The following is a 21,259-nucleotide window of genomic DNA, read 5'->3' as shown; positions in this document are numbered from 1 at the left end:
CGCTACCGTTCGGCGGGCGACAAGGGTGTCGGGGAGCCGCCTGAAGCGGCTTGCACGGCCTGCAGCTTGGCCAGGCATTCGCGTTTGCGCTTGTCACGGGCGCTGGTCAGTTCGTGCGCCATGCGGGCCGGCAGAGCGCAGTCATTGGCCGGGCGGATCGGGTGCTTGGCGCGGCATCCCCTATCGGTGCTGAACAGGTTGTCGGCACAGTCCTCAAAGGCGGCCACGTCGGCGTCGTGCAGGGTCCGGCAACTTCCGGCCCAACGCCGCTTGTAGGACAGCTCGGCGAAGCCGATGCAGTCGTTATACTCGCGTTGCGCCGCCTTTGCGCGCTCGGCATTGCGTTTCGCCAGATCCGCTTCGCGCCGGGCCTGCTCGACGAGCGCCCGACTTTGCGCCTCGGATTTGGATCGCCTTTCAGCCATGGCCTGGGTCTGTCGGCGGATGTCCTGCGATGGCAGGAAGATACCATAGTAGAAACCGACCCCGCCGCCGGCAAGCAGGATGGCCAGGGCGAGCGCCAGCTTCAGGATCGCATCGGAATGCTTAAGCATCGCGCGTTTCGCGTGCGACCTCGCGCCAGCCGATGTCGCGCCGGCAGAAGCCGGTCGGAAAATCTATGGCGTCGACGGCTGCATAGGCATTGCGCTGCGCCTCGGTTACCGAATCGCCGCGCGCCGTGACGTTGAGCACGCGTCCGCCACTGGCGACGAGCTGCCCGTCCTTCAGGGCCGTTCCCGCCTGGAAGACCTTGGCTCCGTGGGCTTCCGCGGCGGCAATGCCATCGATGGTGCCGCCTTTTTCCGGCGTGCCGGGATAGCCTTTCGCGGCCATGACGACGGTTAGCGCCGTATTGTCCGAGAACTTGGGCGGCTGGATGGCTGCCAGGCGGTTCTCGGCGCAGGCGTATAGCAGCTCCACAAGGTCGGACTCGAGCCTGAGCAGCATCACCTGGCATTCGGGATCGCCGAAACGGCAATTGTACTCGATCAGCTTGGGGCCATCGCGCGTGAGCATGAGGCCCAGGAACAGCACACCCGAATACGGCATGCCTTCCTCGGCCAGAGTCCTGACGGTCGGCGCGATGATCCGGGTCATGGCCTCGCCCGCGAGATCGGCCGTTAGCACCGGGGCGGGGCTGTACGCGCCCATGCCCCCGGTGTTGGGACCGGTGTCGCCGTCCCCCACGCGCTTGTGATCCTGCGCCGATGCGAAAGGGACGATGGTCGAGCCGTCAGTAAGTGCAAAGAAGCTGGCTTCTTCGCCTTCGAGGAATTCCTCGATGACCGCCTCGGCGCCGGCCTCGCCGAAACGTCCTGCGAAGATGTCGCGCACCGCTTCCTCGGCTTCCGCCATGGTCATGGCCACCGTCACACCCTTGCCGGCGGCGAGGCCGTCGGCCTTGATCACGACCGGCGCGCCGAATTTCTGCAAGGCAGCCAGCGCGTCGGCCTCGTTGGCCACGCGTTCATAGCCGCCCGTCGGAATGTTGGCGCGAGCGCAGAGGTCCTTGGTGAAGCCCTTCGATCCTTCCAGCTGGGCAGCCGCCTTGCTCGGTCCGAAGACGGCGAAGCCCCGGTCGCGCAGCGAATCGGCCAGACCGTCCACCAGCGGGGCTTCCGGTCCGATGACGACGAGACCGATCACCTTTTCCTCGCAGAAAGCCAGAACTGCCGCGTGATCGGCGACATCCAGCGTTACGCATGTGGCATGCTCGGCAATGCCGGGGTTACCCGGCGCAGCCCACAGGCTGTCGCATTGCGGGGATTGCGCCAGCTTCCAGGCCAGCGCATGTTCGCGGCCGCCAGAACCCAGAAGAAGGATGTTCATTTGCCTCAGCCTTTCGGTCAGTCTTTCGGTGACGACGAATATGAAAACGGTCGCTCGGAGGGGCTGGTAGCGAAGGCGGCCGCCGGGGACAACGCCGCCCCGCTCTCGGTCAGCGAGATTTCCGCCCTGCTCAAGCGCACCGTGGAGGATCGTTTCGGTTTCGTGCGGTTGCGCGGTGAGCTTTCGGGGGTGAAACGGGCGGCATCCGGGCACCTGTACTGCTGCCTGAAGGACGACAAGGCGGTCATCGACGGCGTGATGTGGCGCGGCGGTGCACAGCGGCTCGCCTTTCGTCCGGAAGACGGACTCGAGGTCGTCGCATCGGGCAAGCTCACGACCTACCCGGGGCGATCGAAATACCAGATCGTCATCGAATCGATGGAGATCGCCGGCGAAGGGGCCCTGCTTGCGCTGCTCGAGAAACTGCGGGCACGGCTGGCGGCAGAAGGGCTCTTTGCAGCCGAGCGCAAGCGTCCGCTCCCGTTCCTGCCCGACGTCATTGGTGTCGTGACGTCGCCTACGGGCGCGGTGATCCGCGATATCCTTCACCGCCTTGCCGATCGTTTTCCGAGCCGGGTCCTGGTCTGGCCGGTGCTCGTCCAGGGCGAAGGCGCGGCGCAGCAAGTCGCCAACGCGGTGCGCGGTTTCTCCGCCCTGCCGCCGGGAGGGCCCGTGCCGCGACCGGACGTCGTCATCGTGGCTCGTGGCGGAGGTTCCATAGAAGACCTTTGGGGCTTCAATGAGGAGGCGGTTGTCCGGGCGGTAGCCGAATCGTCGATTCCCGTCATCTCCGCGGTCGGTCACGAGACCGACACGACGCTATGCGATCATGCTGCGGACCGACGGGCGCCCACGCCCACGGCCGCTGCCGAGATCGCCGTGCCCGTGCGCGCCGAGCTCATGGCGCAACTCGACGAACTGGCCCTGCGCAAGCGGCGCTGCGCCTTGCGCCCGGTGACGCTCGGCCGGGAAAGGCTGGAAGCGCGTGTGCAGCGGTTGCCCAAACCGGACGCGATCCTCGCTGCCAAGGCCCAGAAGCTCGACGAACTTTCCGAGCGATTGCGGCGCGGCCTGCAAGACCAGGAGCGCAGCAAGCGCGAACGCCTGGGCAGCACGGCAGCCAAATTGTCGCTCCCGTTGCTGCGCCAGCGCGTGCAGGCCAGTGGCGAAAGGCTGGACAGAGTGGGGCTGACAGCCCGGCTGCTTACCCGCCGCTGGGCTCAGGCGCGCGACAATCTGGCCCCGGTTGCGCGAGTCCTTCCGCAGCTCGATCCGCGACTGCCGCTGCAACGCGGCTATGCGTTGGTAACGGACGCTGGCGGGCAGGCGCTTACAAGCCGCGACCGGGCGGCGCAGGAAGCCACGCTCGTTCTCGAATTTCGCGACGGCAAACTGCCGGTCACGGTCGGTTCAGGCGCGACGCGCCATGAAAGCGCATCGCCTCCGGCCCGCAAACCGGCGCGACCGAAAGCCGATGAACCGCGGCAAGGCGATTTGTTCTGAATGCACGGCTCTGCTAGGTAATTGTCATGCTTATGTCTTCTGCTGATCGCCCCGCCAATCTCAGTTACGGCCCCAATGGATTTCGGGTGCTGAGCCCGGGGCACTTCGTGGAGTGCGCCGTTACCGGTGAGAAGGTTTCGCTGGAGGCGCTTCGCTACTGGAGTGTCGAGCGGCAGGAAGCCTACGTCACAGCGGAGATCGCCACGCGGCGTCTGCTGGGCCAGGCATGAGGTTGCGTGCAGCTTCGATAGCATCGCTGGCAGCCACCTGTCTGCTCGCGGCCATGACCGGGCTGCCGCTTGGACGCGGCAGCGCCGCCGACGCGGCAGCACCGGACGCTCGAGCCGCGCGGCTGACATTTTCCGGCGAACTCACCCAGGGCGGCTGGATCCGCGGGAAGGCCCCCGACGACGTCAAATCGCTTTCGCTCGACGGTCAGCCGGTACCGTTGGCGCCCGACGGGGCGTGGTTCGCGGCGTTCGACCGGGATGCGCCGCCTCAGGCCACGCTGACGGTTACCACGGAAGACGGCACTGTTACCCGCCAGCAACTTGCCGTCGCGCCACGCGATTGGAACATCGAGCATGTGAACATTGCACGTCGGTCCGGCGGGCCGTCCGAGGCGTTCATGAAGTTGCGCCGTCCGGAACTCGCCCGGATCCATGCAGCCCGCGCCATGCGTACGGGCGCCCAGGGATGGCGCGAACGTTTCATTTGGCCGGTCGAGGGCCGTATATCGGGTCGTTTCGGATCGCAGCGCATCTATCGCGGCGAGCCCGGGAGCTACCACTCCGGCATCGACATCACCACGGGCAAGAGCGGTACGCCGTTCGTGGCGCCGGCGGACGGGGTGGTGACCCTTGTCGCGGACAAGCCATTCACGCTCGAAGGCAATCTCCTGATGATCGACCACGGGATGGGGCTCAACAGCGCCTTTCTGCATTGCTCGCAGATACTGGTGCGGGAAGGCGATCATGTGAAGCAGGGCCAGGTCATCGGCAAGATCGGCATGACTGGCCGCGCCACCGGCCCGCATCTGCATTGGTCGATCAAATGGGAAGACGATCGGTTGGATCCGCTGCTTTTCACAGGACCGATGCGCTGACACCCTTCAGGAGGGCTTGCAGTGCTGCCGCAGGAGGGTAATCACCCCGTTGTGCGCCGCAACATCGTTCTCCTCCTTCCGCTTCTGCTGTTGCTCGCGGTCACGTGGGACAAAGGCGCCAGAGCGCCGGTGCATTTCGACCCGCGCATCCGGGTCACGCCGCTGCGATTGCCCAGCGCGAAGATCCTGTCGTCATATCTCGGTCCATTCCAACTCGATGCCGCCTGGCGACTGACCTCGCCCGACAGCCGGTTTTCCGGCTATTCGTCGATGCTCCCCGAGCCCGACGGCCGAATGCTGGCATTCACCGACGGCGGCAAGTATCTGCGGTTTTCGTTGCCGGGGGCAACACGGGCGGATCCGGAATTCGGTTGGGTCAAGTTCGGACGGAAGCGGCGCGCGGCGTTTCGGGACGTCGAATCCGTCGCCTACGACCCTTCGTCGGATCGATATTGGCTGGGAGTCGAAGGCGCCAACGCCATAATCCGCTTGAACCGGAATCTGGAAGAGACAGGCAAATTCAAGCCGGTCCAGATGAAGCATTGGGGTGCCAATACCGGGCCGGAGGCCATGACGCGCTTGCCGGATGGACGCTTCGTGGCCATTCGCGAAGTCTCTCGATCCTGGCGGGACGCACGTCTGCATCAAGCAGTCCTGTTCGACGGCGATCCTATCAAGCACCCTGCAGGCCACAGGTTCTTCTTCGACGGCCCGGACAACTTCTCCGTCGTCGATATGGCGCTTTTGCCCGACGGCCGCGCGCTGATTCTCATGCGTCGGCTGCTCTGGGCATTCCCGATGCGATTTGCCGGTCGCATCGTCATTGCCGATCCCGCGCAGATTCGTCCGGGCGGCATCTGGCACTCGGTGCCGCTCGCATCGCTTGCCTCGGTGCTGCCAGTCGACAATTTCGAGGCTATTGCAGTGGTTCCGCGAACCGACAGCAAAGTGAATGTCTGGCTTATGTCGGATGACAACAACATGCGCATTCTACAGCGCACACTGCTGTGGAAGTTGACCGTCGATCCGCGTCGGTTGCCCTGGCCACGTCATCGCCATCAGGCACGCTAAAGGCGCGCATGGCAAATGCCTGCACGCCTTGCGCAGTTGACGGGTAAAGGCTCTCCCGCAGGAGAGCCCAAAACGTCAGGCGGCCTGCTTCTTCTTCAGTTCGCGCTTCACCTTGAGGGCGCGCGCCGAAAGCTTCGAATCGGCAGCCTTGAGCAGCCAGTTGTCGAGACCGCCATTGTGCTCGACCGAGCGCAGGCCCTGTGTCGAAACGCGGAACTTGAAGCTGCGCTCCAGAGCTTCCGACATCAGCGTGACGTTCTGCAGGTTCGGCAGGAAGACGCGCTTGGTCTTGTTGTTGGCGTGGCTGACGTTGCAGCCGACCTGTCGGCCCTTGCCGGTCAGTTCGCAGATGCGGGACATGTCTACTCTCGCTCGAAAAATCTGTTGCCGTTTGTACGGGAAGGCGCGCCCTTACCGAGTCGCCCGGGCAAGGTCAAGTTGCATGGCGGGATTCTGCGCGCTAGCGCGGATTAATGACCCGCTGGCCCCTTCCCGAATACATGCAGATCGCCTTGGCGCAAGCGAAGGAGGCCGCCGATTCGGGGGAAGTGCCGATTGGTGCCGTGGTGGTCAAGGAAGGGCGGCCCATCGCCACTGGTCGCAACGGCCCCCGCGAGCGCTGCGACCCCACCAGCCACGCCGAAATCGAAGCGATTCGCGAGGCTGCGCGCGTCCTGGGAAACGAACGTCTGGAAGGCTGTGAGCTCTGGGTGACGCTGGAGCCCTGCGCCATGTGTGCCGGTGCCATTGTCCATGCCCGCATCGCTCGGCTCTATTATGGGGCGTCCGATCCCAAGGGTGGCGCTGTCGAGCACGGGGCGAGGGTTTTCGAACAGGAGCAGTGCCTTCACCGCCCGGAAGTCTATTCGGGAATCGGCGAGACCGAATCGGCGGAGTTGCTGCGCGGCTTCTTTCGCGAAAGGCGGTGATCGCCAGAGACGCATCCGCTACAGACCGCGCCAGATTTTCAGGCTGGCTGCATCCGAAGGCCCATGCTGCCACTTGCTGCAGGCTCTCGGCATGAAGTCCTTGTCGTAGCAGAGCCTAATCTCCCGCAGCCATCCGGTGCGGCTGACCTGGATACCGACATATTCTGGCTTCCAGGCCGGATTGCGGACAACGAAGGCCTCTCGCAGGTCGCCCACCGTCAGGTCCTCCTTGCGCGAAAGTCGGTCTGCATCGGGCCAGCGGATCGAACGCCAGAGGATCGCGCTGACTTTGAAATAGGTCTGCGGCCGCTTTGTCATGCAGGTGCCGTGCTTGGTCCATTCATGCACCAAAAGCTCGGGCGATGGCGTCATGCACAAGTTGCGCCGCACAACTTCCGGGGACGGCATCGGCCCCGATGCACACCATTGCGGAGCCGGGCCGCGTCGGGCTTCCGGCCAGAGGCCATGCAGGATGAATCCGAAACGGCCATTGCGGTGCGAACACTGCATGGACTGCGGCTGGCCCCTCGTCTTGCAATAATCGGGCGACCAGCTCGCCGCGAGGGTATAGCCGGCCACCGCCAGCTTGCGGACCGGGCCATCGGGGGCCACGGGACGCAAAGGGCCGATGCTGCGCGGCAGGGAACACTGATAGGCCTGGGCGAAGGCAGGGGAAGGCAGTGCGAGCAGCAAGGCCGCCAGAGCCCTCACAGCGGCGTGAAGTCCAGTCCGATGTCGGCTGCCGGCGCACTCTGGGTAAGTCGGCCGACCGACACATAGGTGACGCCGGTTGCTGTGATCGGCCCGATGGTTTCGAGGTTGACCCCACCGGAGGCTTCGGTCGGCACGCGGCCGGCCACCAGCGCCACGGCCTCGCGCAAAATGGCGGGTCCCATGTTGTCGAGCAGGAGATGGTGCGCGCCGGCGGCAATGGCCGGCTCGATCTGTTCGAGGTGATCGACTTCGCAAATGATCTGTTCGACGCCGGCTGCCTTGGCGCGGGCAACGGCGGGGCCGACACCGCCGGCGACAAGAACGTGGTTGTCCTTGATCATCGCGGCGTCCCAAAGGCCCATGCGATGATTCCGGGCACCGCCCATCCGGGTCGCGTACTTTTCGAGGTGACGCAGGCCCGGGATGGTCTTGCGGGTATCGAGCAGGGTGGCATTGCCCTGCATCGCATCGACATAGTGCCGTGTCATCGTGGCAATGCCCGACAGGTGCTGCACGGTGTTGAGCGCAGAGCGTTCCGCCGTGAGCATGGCCCGGGCATTGCCGGTGAGGCGCATCAGGTCGGTGCCGGGCGGGATCTGAGTGCCTTCCTCGACAAGAATTTCGATGTCCATCGACGGGTCGAGCTTCCGGAAGAACGCGGCTGCGATCGGCAGGCCCGCCACCGTTATCGCATCGCGCGAATCCATCACGCCGGAAAACCGCGCATCGGCATCGATCACGCTTTCCGACGTGACGTCATGCCCGCCGCCGGGCAGGCCCACGCCGAGGTCCTCCGCCAGGGTGGCCTCGACGAAGGCGACAAGATCGATGCCGGGGATCGAAAATGCGTTCATGGCCTGCCTGCCGCCGCGATCAGCCGGTGACTCCGGCCGCAGCGAGTACGGCGCTGGTCAGGACATCCGGGGCGATCGCGGTCATCGGGACGATCTGCACGGGCTTTTCCATGCCCAGGAGCATCGGCCCGATGTTCGTCGCTCCGCCGATCTCGCGCAGGAGCTTGGCCGAGATATTGGCCGACTGCAGGCCGGGCATGATAAGCACGTTGGCAGGCGCACTCAGGCGGCAGAACGGATAGAGCGCCATGATCTTCGGATTGAGTGCAGCATCGGGTGCCATGTCGCCGTCGAATTCGAAGCCGGGATCCTGCCCCTCCAGGATCTGGACCGCCCCGCGGATGGTATCGAGCCACTTGCCCGAGGGATTGCCGAAGGTGGAGTAGCTCAGGAAAGCCACGCGCGGCTCGTGGCCGAGCCTGCGCGCTACGGCCGCCGTTTCCGTGGCGATGACAGCCAGTTCATCGGCGTTGGGCCGCTCGTTGATCGTGGTGTCGGCAAGGAAGACCGTGTGGTTCTTGCCGACCAGCATGTGGATGCCGAAGGGAAGCTTGTTTTCCGCCGGATCGAGTACCCGGCGCACTTCCTTCATCGACTGCGCGAAGGGACGGGTCATGCCGGTGATCATGGCATCGCCCACGCCCAGCTTCAGCAGGCCGGCGGCAAAGACATTGCGATCGGTATTGCACATGCGCTGCACGTCGCGCTGCAGGAAGCCGCGGCGCTTGAGGCGCTCGTAGAGCATTTCCACCATGGGCGAGACATGTTCGGACACCATGGAGTTCTCGATACGGTAGCTGTCCGGATCGGCAACGCCGAGTTCGTTCATCAGATTGTGGATGTTCTTCGTGCGTCCGACCAGGACCGGTTCGCCATAGCCGAAATCGCGGAACTGGATGGCGGCGCGCAGGACCACCTCGTTGTCGGCCTCCGCGAAGATTACGCGCTTGGGGTTGGCCTTCACCTGCGCGTAAACGCTGCTCAATACCGAGGTTGTCGGGTTGAGACGGCCCTTGAGCTCATGGCGATAGGCGTCGAAGTCGTCGATGTGCTTCTGGGCAACGCCCGACTCCATCGCCGCCTTGGCCACCGCCATGGGTACCACTTCCATCAGGCGCGGGTCGAACGGAGCTGGGATGATGTACTCGCGGCCGAACTGCTGGGTCTCGCCATAGGCGGCGGCAACTTCCTCGGGCACCTGCTCGCGCGCCAGTTCGGCAATGGCGCGGGCAGCAGCGATCTTCATTTCCTCGTTGATCGCGGTCGCACGCACGTCGAGCGCGCCACGGAAGATGAAGGGGAAGCCCAGGACGTTGTTGACCTGGTTGGGGTAGTCCGAACGACCGGTGGCGACGATTGCATCGGGACGCACCGCTTTCACGGCCGGCGGCGTGATTTCCGGATCGGGGTTGGCCATGGCGAAGATGATCGGCTCATCGGCCATTTCCTTGACCATTTCCTGCGTCACGGCGCCAGCAACGGAAAGACCCAGGAACACGTCCGCACCCTTGAGCGCTTCGGTAAGCGTACGCCTGTCGGTATCGACGGCATGGGCCGACTTGAACTGGTCTACGTTTTCGCGGCCCTTGTAGATCACGCCCTTGGAATCGCAGACGATCACGTTGTCGTTGCGCACGCCCATCGACTTGATGAGCGCGGTGCATGCCAGCGCCGAGGCGCCGGCGCCGTTGACGACGACCTTGAGCTTGTCGAGATCGCGGCCGGTCAGGTGCGCCGCGTTGATCAGGCCGGCCGCCGCGATGATGGCGGTCCCGTGCTGGTCGTCGTGCATGACCGGAATGTTCATCCGCTCGCGCAGGGTCTGCTCGATGATGAAGCACTCGGGTGCCTTGATGTCTTCGAGATTGATGCCGCCGAAGCTGGGCTCCATCATTGCGATGGCTTCGATCAACTCATCCACGTTCTCACTGGCCAGCTCGATGTCGATTGAATCGACATCGGCGAAGCGCTTGAAGAGCACGGCCTTGCCTTCCATGACCGGCTTGGAGGCCAGTGCACCGAGATTCCCCATGCCCAGGATCGCGGTCCCGTTGGAGATGACGGCGACGAGATTGCCCTTGGCCGTGTAGTCATAGGCCTTCTGAGGATCGTCGGCGATCGCCTGTACCGGAACGGCGACGCCGGGAGAATAGGCAAGGGAAAGGTCGCGCTGTGTCGCCATCGGTTTGCTGGCGATGATCTCGATCTTACCCGGGCGGATCGTCTCGTGATAAAACAGCGCTTCGCGCTCGGTGAATTGGACCTTGCTTTTCTCGGACAAGCTACATCTCCTGCATTCGCCTGAGCCCCTAACGGATGTTCCCGTGACGCGATAGGGGAAAGGCGCGCTCATGCGCTTCACAAAAACCGGAAGACGGCGCTAACGCTGCCCCATGAGTGGCAGTTCCGGCAACCAGGGCGCAACCCCGATGATGGCCCAGTACCTCGCCTTGCGCGAGGAGGCGGCCGATTGCCTGTTGTTTTACCGGATGGGCGACTTCTTCGAGCTGTTCTTCGACGACGCAAAGAAGGCCGCGGCCATCCTCGACATCGCCCTGACGACAAGGGGCGAGCACAACGGCGCGCCGATCCCGATGTGCGGCGTCCCGGTGCATTCGGCCGAGAGCTATCTTGCCCGGCTCATCAAGGCAGGCTGCCGCGTGGCGATAGCCGAGCAGACCGAAACACCGGCCGAAGCCAAGAAGCGCGGCGGTTCAAAGGCCCTGGTCGCGCGCGACATCGTGCGTTTCGTGACGGCGGGCACGCTCACGGAGGAAGCGCTGCTGGAGCCGCGGCGGGCCAATGTCCTGGCGGCGGCTTGCGAAGTGCGCGGGATCGCGGGAATTGCGGCTTGCGACATCTCGACCGGCCGGATGGAACTGGAAGAGTGCCCGCCCGATCGGCTGGGCGCGGCGCTGGCGCGGCTCGGCGCCAGCGAAATCGTTGTCCCCGATGGCTGGGAACTTGCGCCGGACGATGCCATCTCCCGTTCGGGACACGAGTTTTCCTCCGAAGGCGGCGAGGAACGGCTCAAGGGTATTCACGGCGTCGCAACGCTCGACGGGTTCGGCACATTCTCGCGCCCGATGCTGGCAGCAGCATCCGGGCTGATTGCCTATCTCGATCATGTCGGACGCGGCGCGTTGCCCTTGCTGCTGCCGCCGGAAGTGCGTTCGGGCGAAGCCACCCTGGCCATGGACGAAGCGACCCGGGCTAGCCTGGAGATTCTCGAATCCACGCAGGGGACGCGCAAGGGCAGCCTGATCGATGCCATCGACCGTTGCGTTACGGGCGCCGGCGCGCGGCAGCTTGCAGAAGACCTGGCCGCGCCGCTGACGGATCGTACCGCTATCGCGCAACGGCTCGAACTGGTGGAATGGCTTTGCGAGGATGCGTTGCTGCGCGAGGACCTGCGCGCAGCGCTGCGTTCCCTTCCGGATGTGGGGCGGGCTCTTGGGCGCGTGGTCGCCGGGAGAGGGAGTCCGCGCGATCTCGGGCAGCTTCGCGATGGGCTTGCCGGTGCCAGGGCAATCGGTGAGAGGCTGGCGCAGCGGGACAACCTGCCTGTGCTGCTGGAAGCGCTTTTGCCTCGTCTTGGGGGGCATGGCGCGCTGGTCGACCATTTCGCGCGCGCTCTGGTGCCGGCGCCGCCGACCGAACGTGGCCAGGGTGGCTACATTGCCGAAGGCTACGACGCGGCGCTCGACGAGCTGCGGCAGACCTCCGGCAATGCGCGACGGGCGATCGCCGCGCTCGAAGCGAAGTACCGCGAGGAAACCGGTGTTGCCGCGCTCAAGATCAAGCACAACAATGTGCTCGGCTACTTTATCGAAGTGCCGTCGCGTCATGCCGACAAGCTGATGGAAGCCGACAGCGGCTTTTCGCATCGACAGACCATGGCCGGCGCCATGCGGTTCAATGCTCTCGCCCTGCACGAGGAAGCCAGCCGGATCACGGAAGCCGGCGCCCACGCGCTCGCCGCCGAGGACACCCATTTCGAGGAGCTGGTGGCGCAAGCTATTGCAGCAAAAAGGGAAATTGCCGCTACGGCAGCAGCACTTGCACGAATCGACGTGTCTGCGGGGCAGGCCGAAAGGGCCGCCGAGGGCGGCTGGACCCGCCCGGACGTGGTAGAGGGCCTTTCCCTCGATATCGAGGCCGGCCGTCACCCCGTGGTGGAGGCGGCGCTGGCGGGACAGGGCGAGCGCTTTGTTGCAAACGATTGCAGGCTTGGAACGCATGACCGTCTCTGGCTTATCGGCGGCCCCAACATGGGTGGTAAATCAACCTTTCTGCGCCAGAATGCGCTGATCGTGCTTCTGGCTCAGGCAGGCGGGTTCGTACCTGCCAAATCGGCCCGGATTGGTATGGTGGATCGCTTGTTCAGCCGGGTCGGCGCTTCGGACAATCTCGCCCGTGGACGTTCCACCTTTATGGTCGAAATGGTTGAAACCGCAGCGATTCTTGCGCAAGCGAGCGAACGCAGTTTCGTCATTCTCGACGAAGTCGGTCGAGGAACCTCGACCTATGACGGTCTGGCACTCGCCTGGGCCGTCGCCGAGGCGGTGCACGAAACCAACCGCTGCCGCTGCCTTTTCGCCACGCACTATCATGAGCTCGCGCGGCTCGCCGAGACTTGCGAGGCCCTGTCGCTGCACCATGTCCGGGCCCGGGAATGGAAGGGGGAACTGGTTCTGCTTCACGAACTGGCCGACGGGCCGGCTGATCGCAGCTATGGCCTTGCCGTGGCGCGACTCGCCGGCGTTCCTCCGAAGGTCGTCAGCCGGGCGAAATCGGTGCTGGAGAAGCTGGAAAAGGGGCGAGCGGAAACCGGTGGGCTGGCCGCCGGCCTGGGGGATCTTCCCTTGTTTGCCGCAGCGCACGACGCGCGGGAGGAGCAGTGCGACACCCTGCGTGAAAAATTGCGCGACATGGATGTCGATGCACTGGCCCCGCGCGACGCTCTGGAAATTCTCTACGATCTGAAGCGCGAAGCAGGCACCGAACCTTAACCTGCCGGGTCTAGGCTCCTGCCATGCTGTTCGGGCCCAGAATCACCACCGTCTTCAAGAGCCGCTGGAACGCGCTGTTCTGGGCGGCCGGCATTCTGGCCACAGCCTACTGCAGCGTACCGGCCGCCGAGCAGGGAGCCCGGCCCGAAAAGGCCAAGGTCGCGGTCACCAAGGCCGACCACACGAATCCGTGGTCGAAGGACAGTGACGACTAGCTGTCGTCGCGGGACAGGTAATCGTCGGCGACAGCGGCATAGCCGAAGCGGTTTTCCAGGTCGTCGAGGGTTTCTTCGCCACGATAAGCGCTCATGTCGATCGTGCCGCTGGTATCCATCTGCTTCATGTGATCGACCAGGTCCTGCGCCCGCGCCGGGTTCAGGCTGTTGGAAAGCTTTTCGCTCTGTTCGAGACCCAGCACTGAGAGCGAACTGGTCATGGCCTCGTCGGCCACGGCCTGGGCCTGCGTTTCGGCATCCTGCTGTTCGGCGTTGACGGTTTCCGGGGCGAGATCGTCGTTACGTTCGGTCATAGGAATTCTCCTTCGATCCGATAACGGCGAACGGCCGCGTGCTGTTCCACGAAAACGCCCCGGCTTCGCAAAGCCGAGGGCGCAATCGCTGGTCCGGTTGCGTGGCTTACAGGCTCGGAACCGGCTTCTCGCCCGAATAGTCGTAGAAGCCCTTGCCGCTTTTGCGGCCGTACCAGCCGGCCTCGACATACTTCTGCAGCAGCGGGGCGGGGCGGTACTTGGGATCGCCGGTAGTCGCCTGGAACACCTTCATGATCTCGTAGAGCGTATCGAGGCCCACGAAATCGGCCAGCGTCAGCGGACCCATCGGGTGATTGGCGCCCAGCCGCATGCCGGCATCGATGTCTTCCACCGAACCCAGTCCCTCACCCAGCACGAAGATAGCCTCGTTGAGCAGCGGGCACAGGATGCGGTTGACCACGAAGCCGGGAGCATCGCCGGCAAGGACCACGGTCTTGCCCAGCTTTTCGCCGAAGGCCTTCATCCGGTCGGTGGTGTCCTGCGAAGTGGCAAGGCCGGGGATTACCTCGACGAGGCCCATCACCGGCACCGGGTTGAAGAAGTGCATCCCGCAGAAACGCGTCGGATCTGGCGACTGCGCGGCCATCCGGGTGATCGGGATCGAACTGGTGTTGGACGCCATGATCGCGCCATCCTTGAGCACCTTGCCCGCGGCCTCGAAGATCTTGGCCTTGATGTCCTCGCGTTCGGTGGCGGCCTCGATGATCAGGTCGCAGCCGGACATCGCGGAATAATCACCGACCGGGGTTATCCGCGCCAGCAGGGCGTCGGCATCGGCCTGGGTCATCTTTTCCTTGGCGACGAGCCTGGACAGGCCCTTGGCGATGCCGGCCTTGCCCTTTTCGGCATTTTCGAGGCTGATGTCCGTGAGCACCACGTCCATGTCCTTGCTCGCGACCGTCTGGGCAATTCCTGAGCCCATGATACCCGCACCGATGATACCGACTGTCTGCACGCTTCACTCCCTCTCGCTGGACCGAATTCGAGCGCTGCCTAGCGCGTCGCTTTCACGGAGGGAACCTAGCGATTTTGGCCGGGCACCCAAAGTACGTCGTCGGTGCCGTTGGCATTCAGCGCCCGGGCGAGGACGAAGAGATAGTCGCTGAGGCGGTTGATGTAGGCGAGCGCGGCCGGGTTGGCGGGCTCGGCATCGGCGAGGGCCGCGGCCTTGCGCTCAGCCGCGCGGGTCGAGGCGCGAGCGACGTGAACCCGCGCTGCCGCTTCGCTGCCGCCGGGCAGGATGAAGCTCTTGAGCGGCTGAAGGTCCGCGTTGATCGCGTCGATTGCCGTTTCGAGCCATTCGACTTGCGCGTCCACGACACGCAGCGTCATTTCGCCGGGGGTGAAATCCTCGCCGGGCGTGGCCAGATCGGCGCCGAGATCGAACAGGTCGTTCTGGATGCGGATCAGCGTGGCGGCGTGCGGCGAGTCCGGCATGGCGCACAAGGCCAGACCGATCGCGCTGTTCGCTTCGTCGACCGCGCCGATCGCATCCATGCGCGGGGCCTGCTTGGGCAGTCGCGAGCCGTCGACGAGACCCGTGGTCCCGTCGTCACCGGTGCGTGTGTAGATCTTGTTCAGCCGGACCAAGGATGTACCCGTTACGAATTGCGCTGCCGGCGCCCTATTCGGTCAGGGCCGCGCCTTCAATGGTCAATGCGCCATCGCGAGCAACAGCGCGCAGACCAGCACCGCTGCGGCCTGGTACTTGATGCGGTTGAACATCATCTTGTTCTGCAGCACCTGATTGGGCGAAGGCCCGGTCGCATTCGGATCGCGGTTGAGGTCTTCCTTGGTGCTGTTGATGAAGGCGGCGATGCCGCGCACGAGGCTGACCACGACCATGATCATCAGCACGACGATGATGGGGACAAGAATGTAGTTCATGGTCCCCCATCTAAGACTTGTGACAGGGAAATACCAGCGGGGAAGCGGTGGGCGCGCAGGGCATCGGCGATCGCCCGCCCGTCCTCGCCGGCACGCCGCCGGTCTCCCAGCGACGGGGACCCGCGCCGCTTGGCCAGCTTTCGGCCATCGGATTCCACGAGCAGGCCGTGATGGTGCCAGGTCGGCACGGGCAGCTCAAGCAGGGCCTGCAGCAGGCGGTGCACGTGGCTGGCCCGGAACAGGTCCATGCCGCGGGTAACGAGGGTTATGCCGTCGGCGGCATCGTCGAGCGTGGCGGCAAGGTGATAGCCGGCGGGCAGATCCTTGCGCAGCAGCACGACATCGCCGAAAATCTGCGGTGTTGCCACTTGCGGTCCCGCGCTCTCGTCCAGCCATTCCAGCGGCCCGGCACGCTCCATCGCAGCAGTGACGTCAAGCCGCCATGCTGCCTCTAGCGGTTCCACATCCCGGTGGCGGCAGGTTCCTGGATATATCGGGCCGTCCGGCCCGGCGTCGGTAGCGGCGGCAGCGATTTCCGCGCGAGTGCAGCGGCACGGATAGAGCAGACCCATGGCCTTGAGCCGCTCGCCGGCCTCGGCATAGCTGGCCAGTCGGCGCGACTGGAAGGCTGGTTCGCCGTCCCAGGTCAGGCCCAGCCATTCGAGATCGAGAAAGAACTCCTCGACGAGTTCGGGCCTGCTTCGCGGCCCGTCTATGTCCTCGATCCGCAGGCGGAACGTACCACCCCTCTTTCGCGCAAGGTCATGCGCCACGATCGCGGCATAGGCATGGCCGAGGTGCAGCGGTCCGTTGGGGCTGGGGGCAAAGCGTGTCACGATCATGGCGTGGCCAGTCCTACCGGCAAGCGCGCCCGCCGCAAGAACTCGCGACTGTGGATTGTCGGATGGGCGCAATAATGCCCGCTTGACGACGACTCGCGCAAATGCTGGATTGCGTCCATGCCCTGTGCCAAGAACCATTGCCATCAAATCGCAATGACGGCCTGCGACAGGAGGCCATGCTCAAGTCGGAGCTGATCGAGCGCGCGGCCCGGTTCCGCAGCGCGGAGGATGATCCCTCCCGAAGTCTTTCAGACTGCCCGGCCTTGGTGCTCAACGCGGATTACACGCCGCTTTCCTACTATCCGCTGAGCGTTTGGCCCTGGCAGACCGCGATCAAGGCGGTGGTGCTCGAACGTGTCGACGTCGTCTCCACCTATGGGCGCGCGGTGCACAGCCCCAGCTGGACAATGCAGATCCCCTCGGTGATCGCGCTGCGCCAATACGTGAAGCCGAGCGAGTTTCCCGCCTTCACGCGCTTCAACCTGTTCCTGCGCGACCGCTTTTCGTGCCAGTACTGTGGCAGCCCGCATAACCTCACGTTCGATCACGTGATTCCGCGCCGCCTCGGCGGAAGGACGAGCTGGGAAAACATCCTTACGGCCTGCGCGCCCTGCAACCTCAAGAAAGGCGGGCGGACGCCGAAGCAGGCGAACATGCCGCCGCTGGTCCAGCCGATCAGGCCCACGAGCTGGCAGTTGCAGGAACGCGGCAAGGGATTCCCGCCCAACTACCTCCACGAAACCTGGCGCGACTGGCTCTACTGGGACATCGAGCTCGAAGAGTAGGTTGCGCTCAGTGCAGGGTTTGCGGCGGTGGTTCTCCCTGCGTCGTTTCGGCCACTCCCGCATCGAGGGCACTCGTCACCGCCACGTCCATCGTCACATTGCCGACGGTACGCATGATGTCGGGCAGCATTTCGACGGCCACGAGTATCCCGAGCGGCCAGAGGGGGACGCCCATCGCGGCGGCAATGGGCCCGGTAGAGGCGATGAAACTGATCGTTCCCGGTAGCGAGACGGTCCCGAAAGTGGTGGCGAAGGCCACGACGGCGCCCGCCGCAATCGCCATCGGCGTCAGTTCGTATCCGGCCAGCGTGGCGGCATAGATCGTAACCCCCATGTTCATGGCCGGACCTGTCGCCCGGAACAGGGTGACGGCGAGAGGCAGCACGAATTCGCTGGTCGTCGCAGCGAGGTCCAGTTTGCGGCAGGAGCCCAGCATGGCGGGCAGGCTGGCCAGCGAACTCTGCGTGGAGATCGCGACGACCTGCGCGGGGAGCACGGCCCGGGCGAAAGCGCCAAGCCGCCGCCGTCCAAGCAGCACGGCCAGCGGATAGCTGCCAAGCAGGAAGATCGCACCCAGCGAGGATACCAGCGCGATGTAGTGGGCCAGTGCGCCGATCGCGGCCGCTCCGCTGGATGCCGCCAGCGAGAGGCCGAGCGCGAAGACGCCGAGCGGAGCCACGGCAAGGACCCAGCCGATCACCACGATCATGGCTCCCGCCAGCCCTTCGAAAAACAGCGCAAGCTGGCGGCGCGGTTCTTCGGCGAGGCGGGTCGCGGCGGTGGCGAACAGGGCGGTGAAGACGATTACCGGTAGCATCGCATCGTCCGCGGCTGCAGTGAAGACATTGGTCGGCAGCAGGGAGCCGAGAAAGTCCGCGAAGCCCGGCAAATCCGTGTCGGGCGCGGTGCTTCCGGGCGCCAGGCTTAGCGTGGGGGCGGGGAACAATGCCAGGAGCCCCGGCATAAGCGCTCCGCCCAGTACGGCACTTGCGGCCAGCACACCGACGATCAGCGCCAGAGTGCGCCGGGCCATGGCGCCGGCCCCGGCGGCAGCGGCGGTCTCGATGATGCCGATGAACATCAGGCCGATGACCAGCGGCAGGATCGTCATCTTCAGCGCCTGCAGCCAGAAGCCGCCCAGCGGGCGGGCAATCTCGAGCAGGGGCGGTAAAAATCTCGATTCGTGAAGCACCGCGCCAAGAAGCAGGCCGGCAATCAGGCCGCCCAGCGTCAGGAGGCCCGGCACGCGGATTTCGGGCATACGCGCGGCGCTGCTGTTTTCGGTCATGCGGTTCCTGTGGCAAGTGGAGGGGCGTGACATTACCAAGCCGTCACGACATAGCAATTTGTCAGGAATCCCTTGATAGTGGGCAGCGCATGACCAAGCAGTTTTTCGGTACCGACGGCATTCGCGGCCGCACCAATCAGGGCGCAATGACGGCCGCCACCGCCATGAAGGTCGGCCAGGCCGCCGGCACCCGCTTCCTGCGCGGTACCCATCGCCATCGCGTGGTCATCGGCAAGGATACGCGCCTTTCGGGTTACATGCTGGAAAACGCGATGGTGGCGGGGTTTACCAGCGTGGGCATGGACGTGGTGCTGCTCGGCCCGATGCCCACGCCTGCCGTGGCGCTGCTGACCCGCGAACTGCGCGCCGATGTCGGGGTGATGATCTCCGCGAGCCACAACCCCTACGAGGACAATGGCATCAAGCTGTTCGGTCCCGACGGTTTCAAGCTTTCCGACGAGGACGAACTGGCCATCGAGGCCATGCTGGGCGAAGATATCGCGCTGGCCGCCAGCGAGGATATCGGCCGGGCGCGGCGCATCGAGGACGCGCGGGGGCGCTATATGCACGCGGTCAAGGCCTCGCTGCCCGCTACCGTGCGGCTCGACGGCCTCACGATTGCGGTCGATTGCGCCAATGGCGCAGCCTATCAGGTCGCGCCGTCTGCGTTCTGGGAACTGGGCGCGGAAATCGTCGCGGTGGGCGTGACCCCCAACGGCAAGAACATCAACAAGGCCTGCGGTTCCACGCATCCCGGCCTGCTGCAGGAAACGGTGGTTTCCTCCGGCGCCGATATCGGCATTGCCCTCGATGGCGATGCGGACCGCCTCATCGTCGTCGACGAGAAGGGCAAGGTCGTGGACGGCGACCAGATCATGGCGCTGATCGGCAGCCAGCTTGCCGCGCGCGGGGAACTGCGCGGTGGCGGCGTGGTCGCCACGGTCATGTCGAACCTCGGGCTTGAGCGCTTCCTGCAGGGGCAGGGGCTGGCGCTGGAACGCACCAAGGTGGGCGACCGCCACGTGCTTGAGCGCATGAAGACGGGCGGCTTCAATGTCGGCGGGGAACAGTCGGGCCACATGATCCTGCTCGACCATGCCACGACCGGCGACGGCACCGTTGCGGCGCTGCAGGTCCTCGGGGCGCTGGTTCAGTCGGGTAAGCGGGCAAGCGAATTGCTGCACTTGTTCGACCCGGTTCCGCAATTGCTGCGCAATGTAAGGTTTTCCGGCGGCAAGCCGCTCGAACAGGACAGCGTGAAGGCGGCGATTGCCGATGCCGAAGCCTCGCTCAACGGCAGGGGCCGGTTGGTGATCAGGCCATCCGGAACCGAACCGGTGATCCGCGTCATGGCCGAGGGTGACGATGCCGGCGAGGTGGAGGCCGCGGTTGCCTCGATCTGCCAGGCCGTCGAGGAAGTGGCGGCGTAATGGCTCTGGAAATGCGTCCCGACTGCGAGCGGTGCGGCGTGGACCTGCCGGCCGAGGCGCCTGGCGCGTTCATCTGCAGTTTCGAATGCACCTTCTGCGCCGAATGCGCCGAGGATCTCGACGATAGATGTCCGAATTGCGGCGGCGAACTCGTCGACCGACCGACCCGCGCGAAGCGGCATCAGGATGCCCACCCGCCTTCGAAGGTCCGTCGCTTCCAGGGGTAGCAGTCGACAGGACTCTCAAGCTAGATGGGGGCGGACCAACCCCCGCTCATCCTGAGCTTGTCGCAGGATGGATGCGCGCTCAACCGGACGTATCGTTCATGAATCCCCCCCGCATTCTCTCCATCGCCGGTTCGGACAGTTCTGGCGGTGCCGGCATCCAGGCCGACATAAAGACCATCACCATGTTGGGCGGCTACGCCATGACCGCGATCACCGCGATCACCGCGCAGAACACGCTGGGCGTGACCGGCGTGGAGACACTTTCGCCCGAAATGGTCGCGGGGCAGATCGACGCCTGCGTCGGCGACATCGGCGTCGATGCAGTGAAGATCGGTATGCTCGGCTCGGCGGCGATTGCCCATGCTGTCGCCGACACGCTGGAAACGCTCGATGTGCCGGTAGTGTTCGATCCGGTGATGATCGCCACGAGCGGATCGGTGCTGGCGGACTCGAACACTATCGCGGCGTTCGAGCGGCTGATCGGCATTGCGACACTGACCACGCCCAATGTCCCCGAACTCGCGGCATTGGGGGGCAATGCGGCCATGACTGCGCGCAATGCCGCCTATCTCGCCAAGGGGGGTGACGCCGAGGGCGAGGTGGTTGAGGACCGCCTTGTCCTTCCAGGCTGCAATCCGGTCGTCTGGACCGCGCCCCGGCTGGATACACGCCATAATCACGGCACGGGCTGCACGCTTTCCAGCGCCATTGCGACGTTTATCGGTCGGGGCATGGCGCTGGAGGCCGCCGTCGAGGCCGGGCGCAGCTTCGTTCAGCTCGCCTTGCGCGACGCGCCGGGGTTCGGGGCCGGTCATGGGCCGATGGGGCATCCCATGGTCCGGCTGGATCTTTCCGGAGAGCTCTGCCTGAACCAGATCACCCTGCCGGCGCGCGATCTCGATGCGTCGGTTGCGTTCTACAAGACGCTTGGCCTGATCCAGGTCGTCGACAGCCCGAAGTCGGGATATGCGCGTTTCGAAGCGCCGGGCGGCGTCACCCTGTCGGTCAGCGCCGGCCACGGCGAGGCTGTGGGTGGGGGCATCTACTTCGAATGCCTCGATCTCGATGCCGCGATCTCGCGGTTGGCGAACGAGGGAATGGCGGTCGAGCCAGCCCGCGACCAGCATTGGGGCTGGCGCGAGGCGTGGCTCGACGATCCGGCGGGCAATCGCGTGTGCCTGTACAGTGCAGGGCTTTCGCGCCGCTACCCGCCGTGGGCGCTTCCGCGCTGA

23 protein-coding genes are annotated in these 21,259 nt (G+C 65.0%); 11 read left to right on the top strand and 12 right to left on the bottom strand.

Translation table 11 applies throughout. The features are described 5' to 3' along the window. Positions 1 to 2: 2 nt before the first annotated feature. Both LK12_RS21070 and purD read right to left on the bottom strand, forming a co-directional pair. Complete coding sequence (locus tag LK12_RS21070) at positions 3 to 554, bottom strand: hypothetical protein (protein WP_039288633.1); 552 nt, start codon at positions 552 to 554, stop codon at positions 3 to 5. After that, positions 547 to 1,830 carry a phosphoribosylamine--glycine ligase gene (gene purD, locus LK12_RS21065; RefSeq protein WP_039288630.1) on the bottom strand — a complete coding sequence of 428 codons (1,284 nt, stop codon included), beginning with the start codon at positions 1,828 to 1,830 and terminating at the stop codon, positions 547 to 549. The genes LK12_RS21070 and purD overlap by 8 nt, the downstream gene beginning before the upstream one ends. On the opposite strand from purD, the gene xseA reads away from it, so the two are divergent. Genes xseA through LK12_RS21045 form a run of 4 tightly spaced genes read left to right on the top strand, consistent with a single transcriptional unit; the run spans position 1,831 to position 5,509 of the window. Next, a complete protein-coding gene (xseA, locus tag LK12_RS21060) occupies positions 1,831 to 3,333 on the top strand; it encodes an exodeoxyribonuclease VII large subunit (protein ID WP_039289680.1) in 1,503 nt (500 codons plus the stop codon). A gap of 26 nt (positions 3,334 to 3,359) precedes the next feature. Beyond that, a complete protein-coding gene (locus LK12_RS21055; RefSeq protein ID WP_039288627.1) occupies positions 3,360 to 3,563 on the top strand; it encodes a DUF2093 domain-containing protein in 204 nt (67 codons plus the stop codon). Beyond that, a complete protein-coding gene (locus tag LK12_RS21050) occupies positions 3,560 to 4,438 on the top strand; it encodes a M23 family metallopeptidase (RefSeq protein WP_231568435.1) in 879 nt (292 codons plus the stop codon). Before LK12_RS21055 ends, LK12_RS21050 begins: the two co-directional genes overlap by 4 nt. A 21-nt stretch (positions 4,439 to 4,459) precedes the next feature. Further along, positions 4,460 to 5,509, top strand: a complete 1,050-nt coding sequence (locus LK12_RS21045; protein ID WP_231568434.1) for an esterase-like activity of phytase family protein — start codon at positions 4,460 to 4,462, stop codon at positions 5,507 to 5,509. A gap of 75 nt (positions 5,510 to 5,584) precedes the next feature. On the opposite strand, the gene rpmB is transcribed toward LK12_RS21045, so the two are convergent. After that, positions 5,585 to 5,869, bottom strand: a complete 285-nt coding sequence (gene rpmB / locus LK12_RS21040) for a 50S ribosomal protein L28 (protein WP_039288624.1) — start codon at positions 5,867 to 5,869, stop codon at positions 5,585 to 5,587. Positions 5,870 to 5,982: 113 nt separating this feature from the next. On the opposite strand from rpmB, the gene LK12_RS21035 reads away from it, so the two are divergent. Continuing rightward, a complete protein-coding gene (locus LK12_RS21035; RefSeq protein WP_039288620.1) occupies positions 5,983 to 6,438 on the top strand; it encodes a nucleoside deaminase in 456 nt (151 codons plus the stop codon). Positions 6,439 to 6,456: 18 nt separating this feature from the next. On the opposite strand, the gene LK12_RS21030 is transcribed toward LK12_RS21035, so the two are convergent. The 3 genes from LK12_RS21030 to LK12_RS21020 are packed head-to-tail and all read right to left on the bottom strand — an operon-like array spanning position 6,457 to position 10,287. After that, positions 6,457 to 7,149 carry a ribonuclease T2 family protein gene (locus tag LK12_RS21030; RefSeq protein WP_039288618.1) on the bottom strand — a complete coding sequence of 231 codons (693 nt, stop codon included), beginning with the start codon at positions 7,147 to 7,149 and terminating at the stop codon, positions 6,457 to 6,459. Further along, complete coding sequence (gene nadC, locus LK12_RS21025; protein ID WP_039288615.1) at positions 7,146 to 8,006, bottom strand: carboxylating nicotinate-nucleotide diphosphorylase; 861 nt, start codon at positions 8,004 to 8,006, stop codon at positions 7,146 to 7,148. Before nadC ends, LK12_RS21030 begins: the two co-directional genes overlap by 4 nt. Before the next feature lie 19 nt (positions 8,007 to 8,025). Next, a complete protein-coding gene (locus tag LK12_RS21020; RefSeq protein ID WP_039288613.1) occupies positions 8,026 to 10,287 on the bottom strand; it encodes an NADP-dependent malic enzyme in 2,262 nt (753 codons plus the stop codon). A gap of 112 nt (positions 10,288 to 10,399) precedes the next feature. Between LK12_RS21020 and mutS the strand changes: the two genes are divergently transcribed. After that, entirely contained in the window at positions 10,400 to 13,018 is a 2,619-nt protein-coding gene (gene mutS / locus LK12_RS21015) for a DNA mismatch repair protein MutS (RefSeq protein ID WP_456237689.1), read from the top strand. Between the two features lie 23 nt (positions 13,019 to 13,041). Further along, entirely contained in the window at positions 13,042 to 13,233 is a 192-nt protein-coding gene (locus LK12_RS21010; protein WP_039288610.1) for a hypothetical protein, read from the top strand. Here LK12_RS21010 and LK12_RS21005 read toward each other — a convergent pair. From LK12_RS21005 to gluQRS, 5 genes are all read right to left on the bottom strand, one after another. Next, on the bottom strand, positions 13,230 to 13,547 hold the full coding sequence (locus LK12_RS21005; protein ID WP_039288608.1) for a hypothetical protein: 318 nt from the start codon (positions 13,545 to 13,547) through the stop codon (positions 13,230 to 13,232). The genes LK12_RS21010 and LK12_RS21005 overlap by 4 nt on opposite strands. A 106-nt stretch (positions 13,548 to 13,653) precedes the next feature. Next, positions 13,654 to 14,523: a 3-hydroxyacyl-CoA dehydrogenase family protein gene (locus LK12_RS21000; protein ID WP_039288605.1), complete on the bottom strand. Its 870-nt coding sequence runs from the start codon at positions 14,521 to 14,523 to the stop codon at positions 13,654 to 13,656. 65 nt (positions 14,524 to 14,588) lie between these two features. Then, positions 14,589 to 15,158, bottom strand: coding sequence for a cob(I)yrinic acid a,c-diamide adenosyltransferase (locus tag LK12_RS20995; protein ID WP_039288603.1), 570 nt, complete (start codon positions 15,156 to 15,158; stop codon positions 14,589 to 14,591). Positions 15,159 to 15,221: 63 nt separating this feature from the next. Further along, a complete protein-coding gene (locus tag LK12_RS20990) occupies positions 15,222 to 15,455 on the bottom strand; it encodes an HIG1 domain-containing protein (protein ID WP_039288600.1) in 234 nt (77 codons plus the stop codon). Next, positions 15,452 to 16,297, bottom strand: coding sequence for a tRNA glutamyl-Q(34) synthetase GluQRS (gluQRS, locus tag LK12_RS20985; protein ID WP_039288598.1), 846 nt, complete (start codon positions 16,295 to 16,297; stop codon positions 15,452 to 15,454). Before gluQRS ends, LK12_RS20990 begins: the two co-directional genes overlap by 4 nt. A gap of 176 nt (positions 16,298 to 16,473) precedes the next feature. Here gluQRS and LK12_RS20980 point away from each other — a divergent pair, with 176 nt between their 5' ends. Next, positions 16,474 to 17,082 (top strand): HNH endonuclease, encoded by a 609-nt coding sequence (locus LK12_RS20980; RefSeq protein ID WP_039288595.1) that lies wholly within the window; start codon positions 16,474 to 16,476, stop codon positions 17,080 to 17,082. Positions 17,083 to 17,089: 7 nt separating this feature from the next. Here LK12_RS20980 and LK12_RS20975 read toward each other — a convergent pair whose 3' ends face one another. Continuing rightward, positions 17,090 to 18,370, bottom strand: a complete 1,281-nt coding sequence (locus LK12_RS20975; protein WP_231568433.1) for a dicarboxylate/amino acid:cation symporter — start codon at positions 18,368 to 18,370, stop codon at positions 17,090 to 17,092. An 89-nt stretch (positions 18,371 to 18,459) separates the two neighbouring features. On the opposite strand from LK12_RS20975, the gene glmM reads away from it, so the two are divergent. From glmM to thiD, 3 genes are all read left to right on the top strand, one after another. After that, positions 18,460 to 19,800: a phosphoglucosamine mutase gene (gene glmM / locus LK12_RS20970; RefSeq protein WP_039288593.1), complete on the top strand. Its 1,341-nt coding sequence runs from the start codon at positions 18,460 to 18,462 to the stop codon at positions 19,798 to 19,800. After that, positions 19,800 to 20,027, top strand: coding sequence for a DUF1272 domain-containing protein (locus LK12_RS20965; RefSeq protein ID WP_039288591.1), 228 nt, complete (start codon positions 19,800 to 19,802; stop codon positions 20,025 to 20,027). Before glmM ends, LK12_RS20965 begins: the two co-directional genes overlap by 1 nt. A gap of 98 nt (positions 20,028 to 20,125) precedes the next feature. After that, positions 20,126 to 21,259, top strand: a complete 1,134-nt coding sequence (thiD, locus tag LK12_RS20960; RefSeq protein ID WP_039289666.1) for a bifunctional hydroxymethylpyrimidine kinase/phosphomethylpyrimidine kinase — start codon at positions 20,126 to 20,128, stop codon at positions 21,257 to 21,259.

Origin of the sequence: Novosphingobium malaysiense, assembly GCF_000802225.1 — a bacterium.
GTDB classification, from domain to species: domain Bacteria; phylum Pseudomonadota; class Alphaproteobacteria; order Sphingomonadales; family Sphingomonadaceae; genus Novosphingobium; species Novosphingobium malaysiense.
This window is presented reverse-complemented; position numbering and strand designations above follow the sequence as displayed.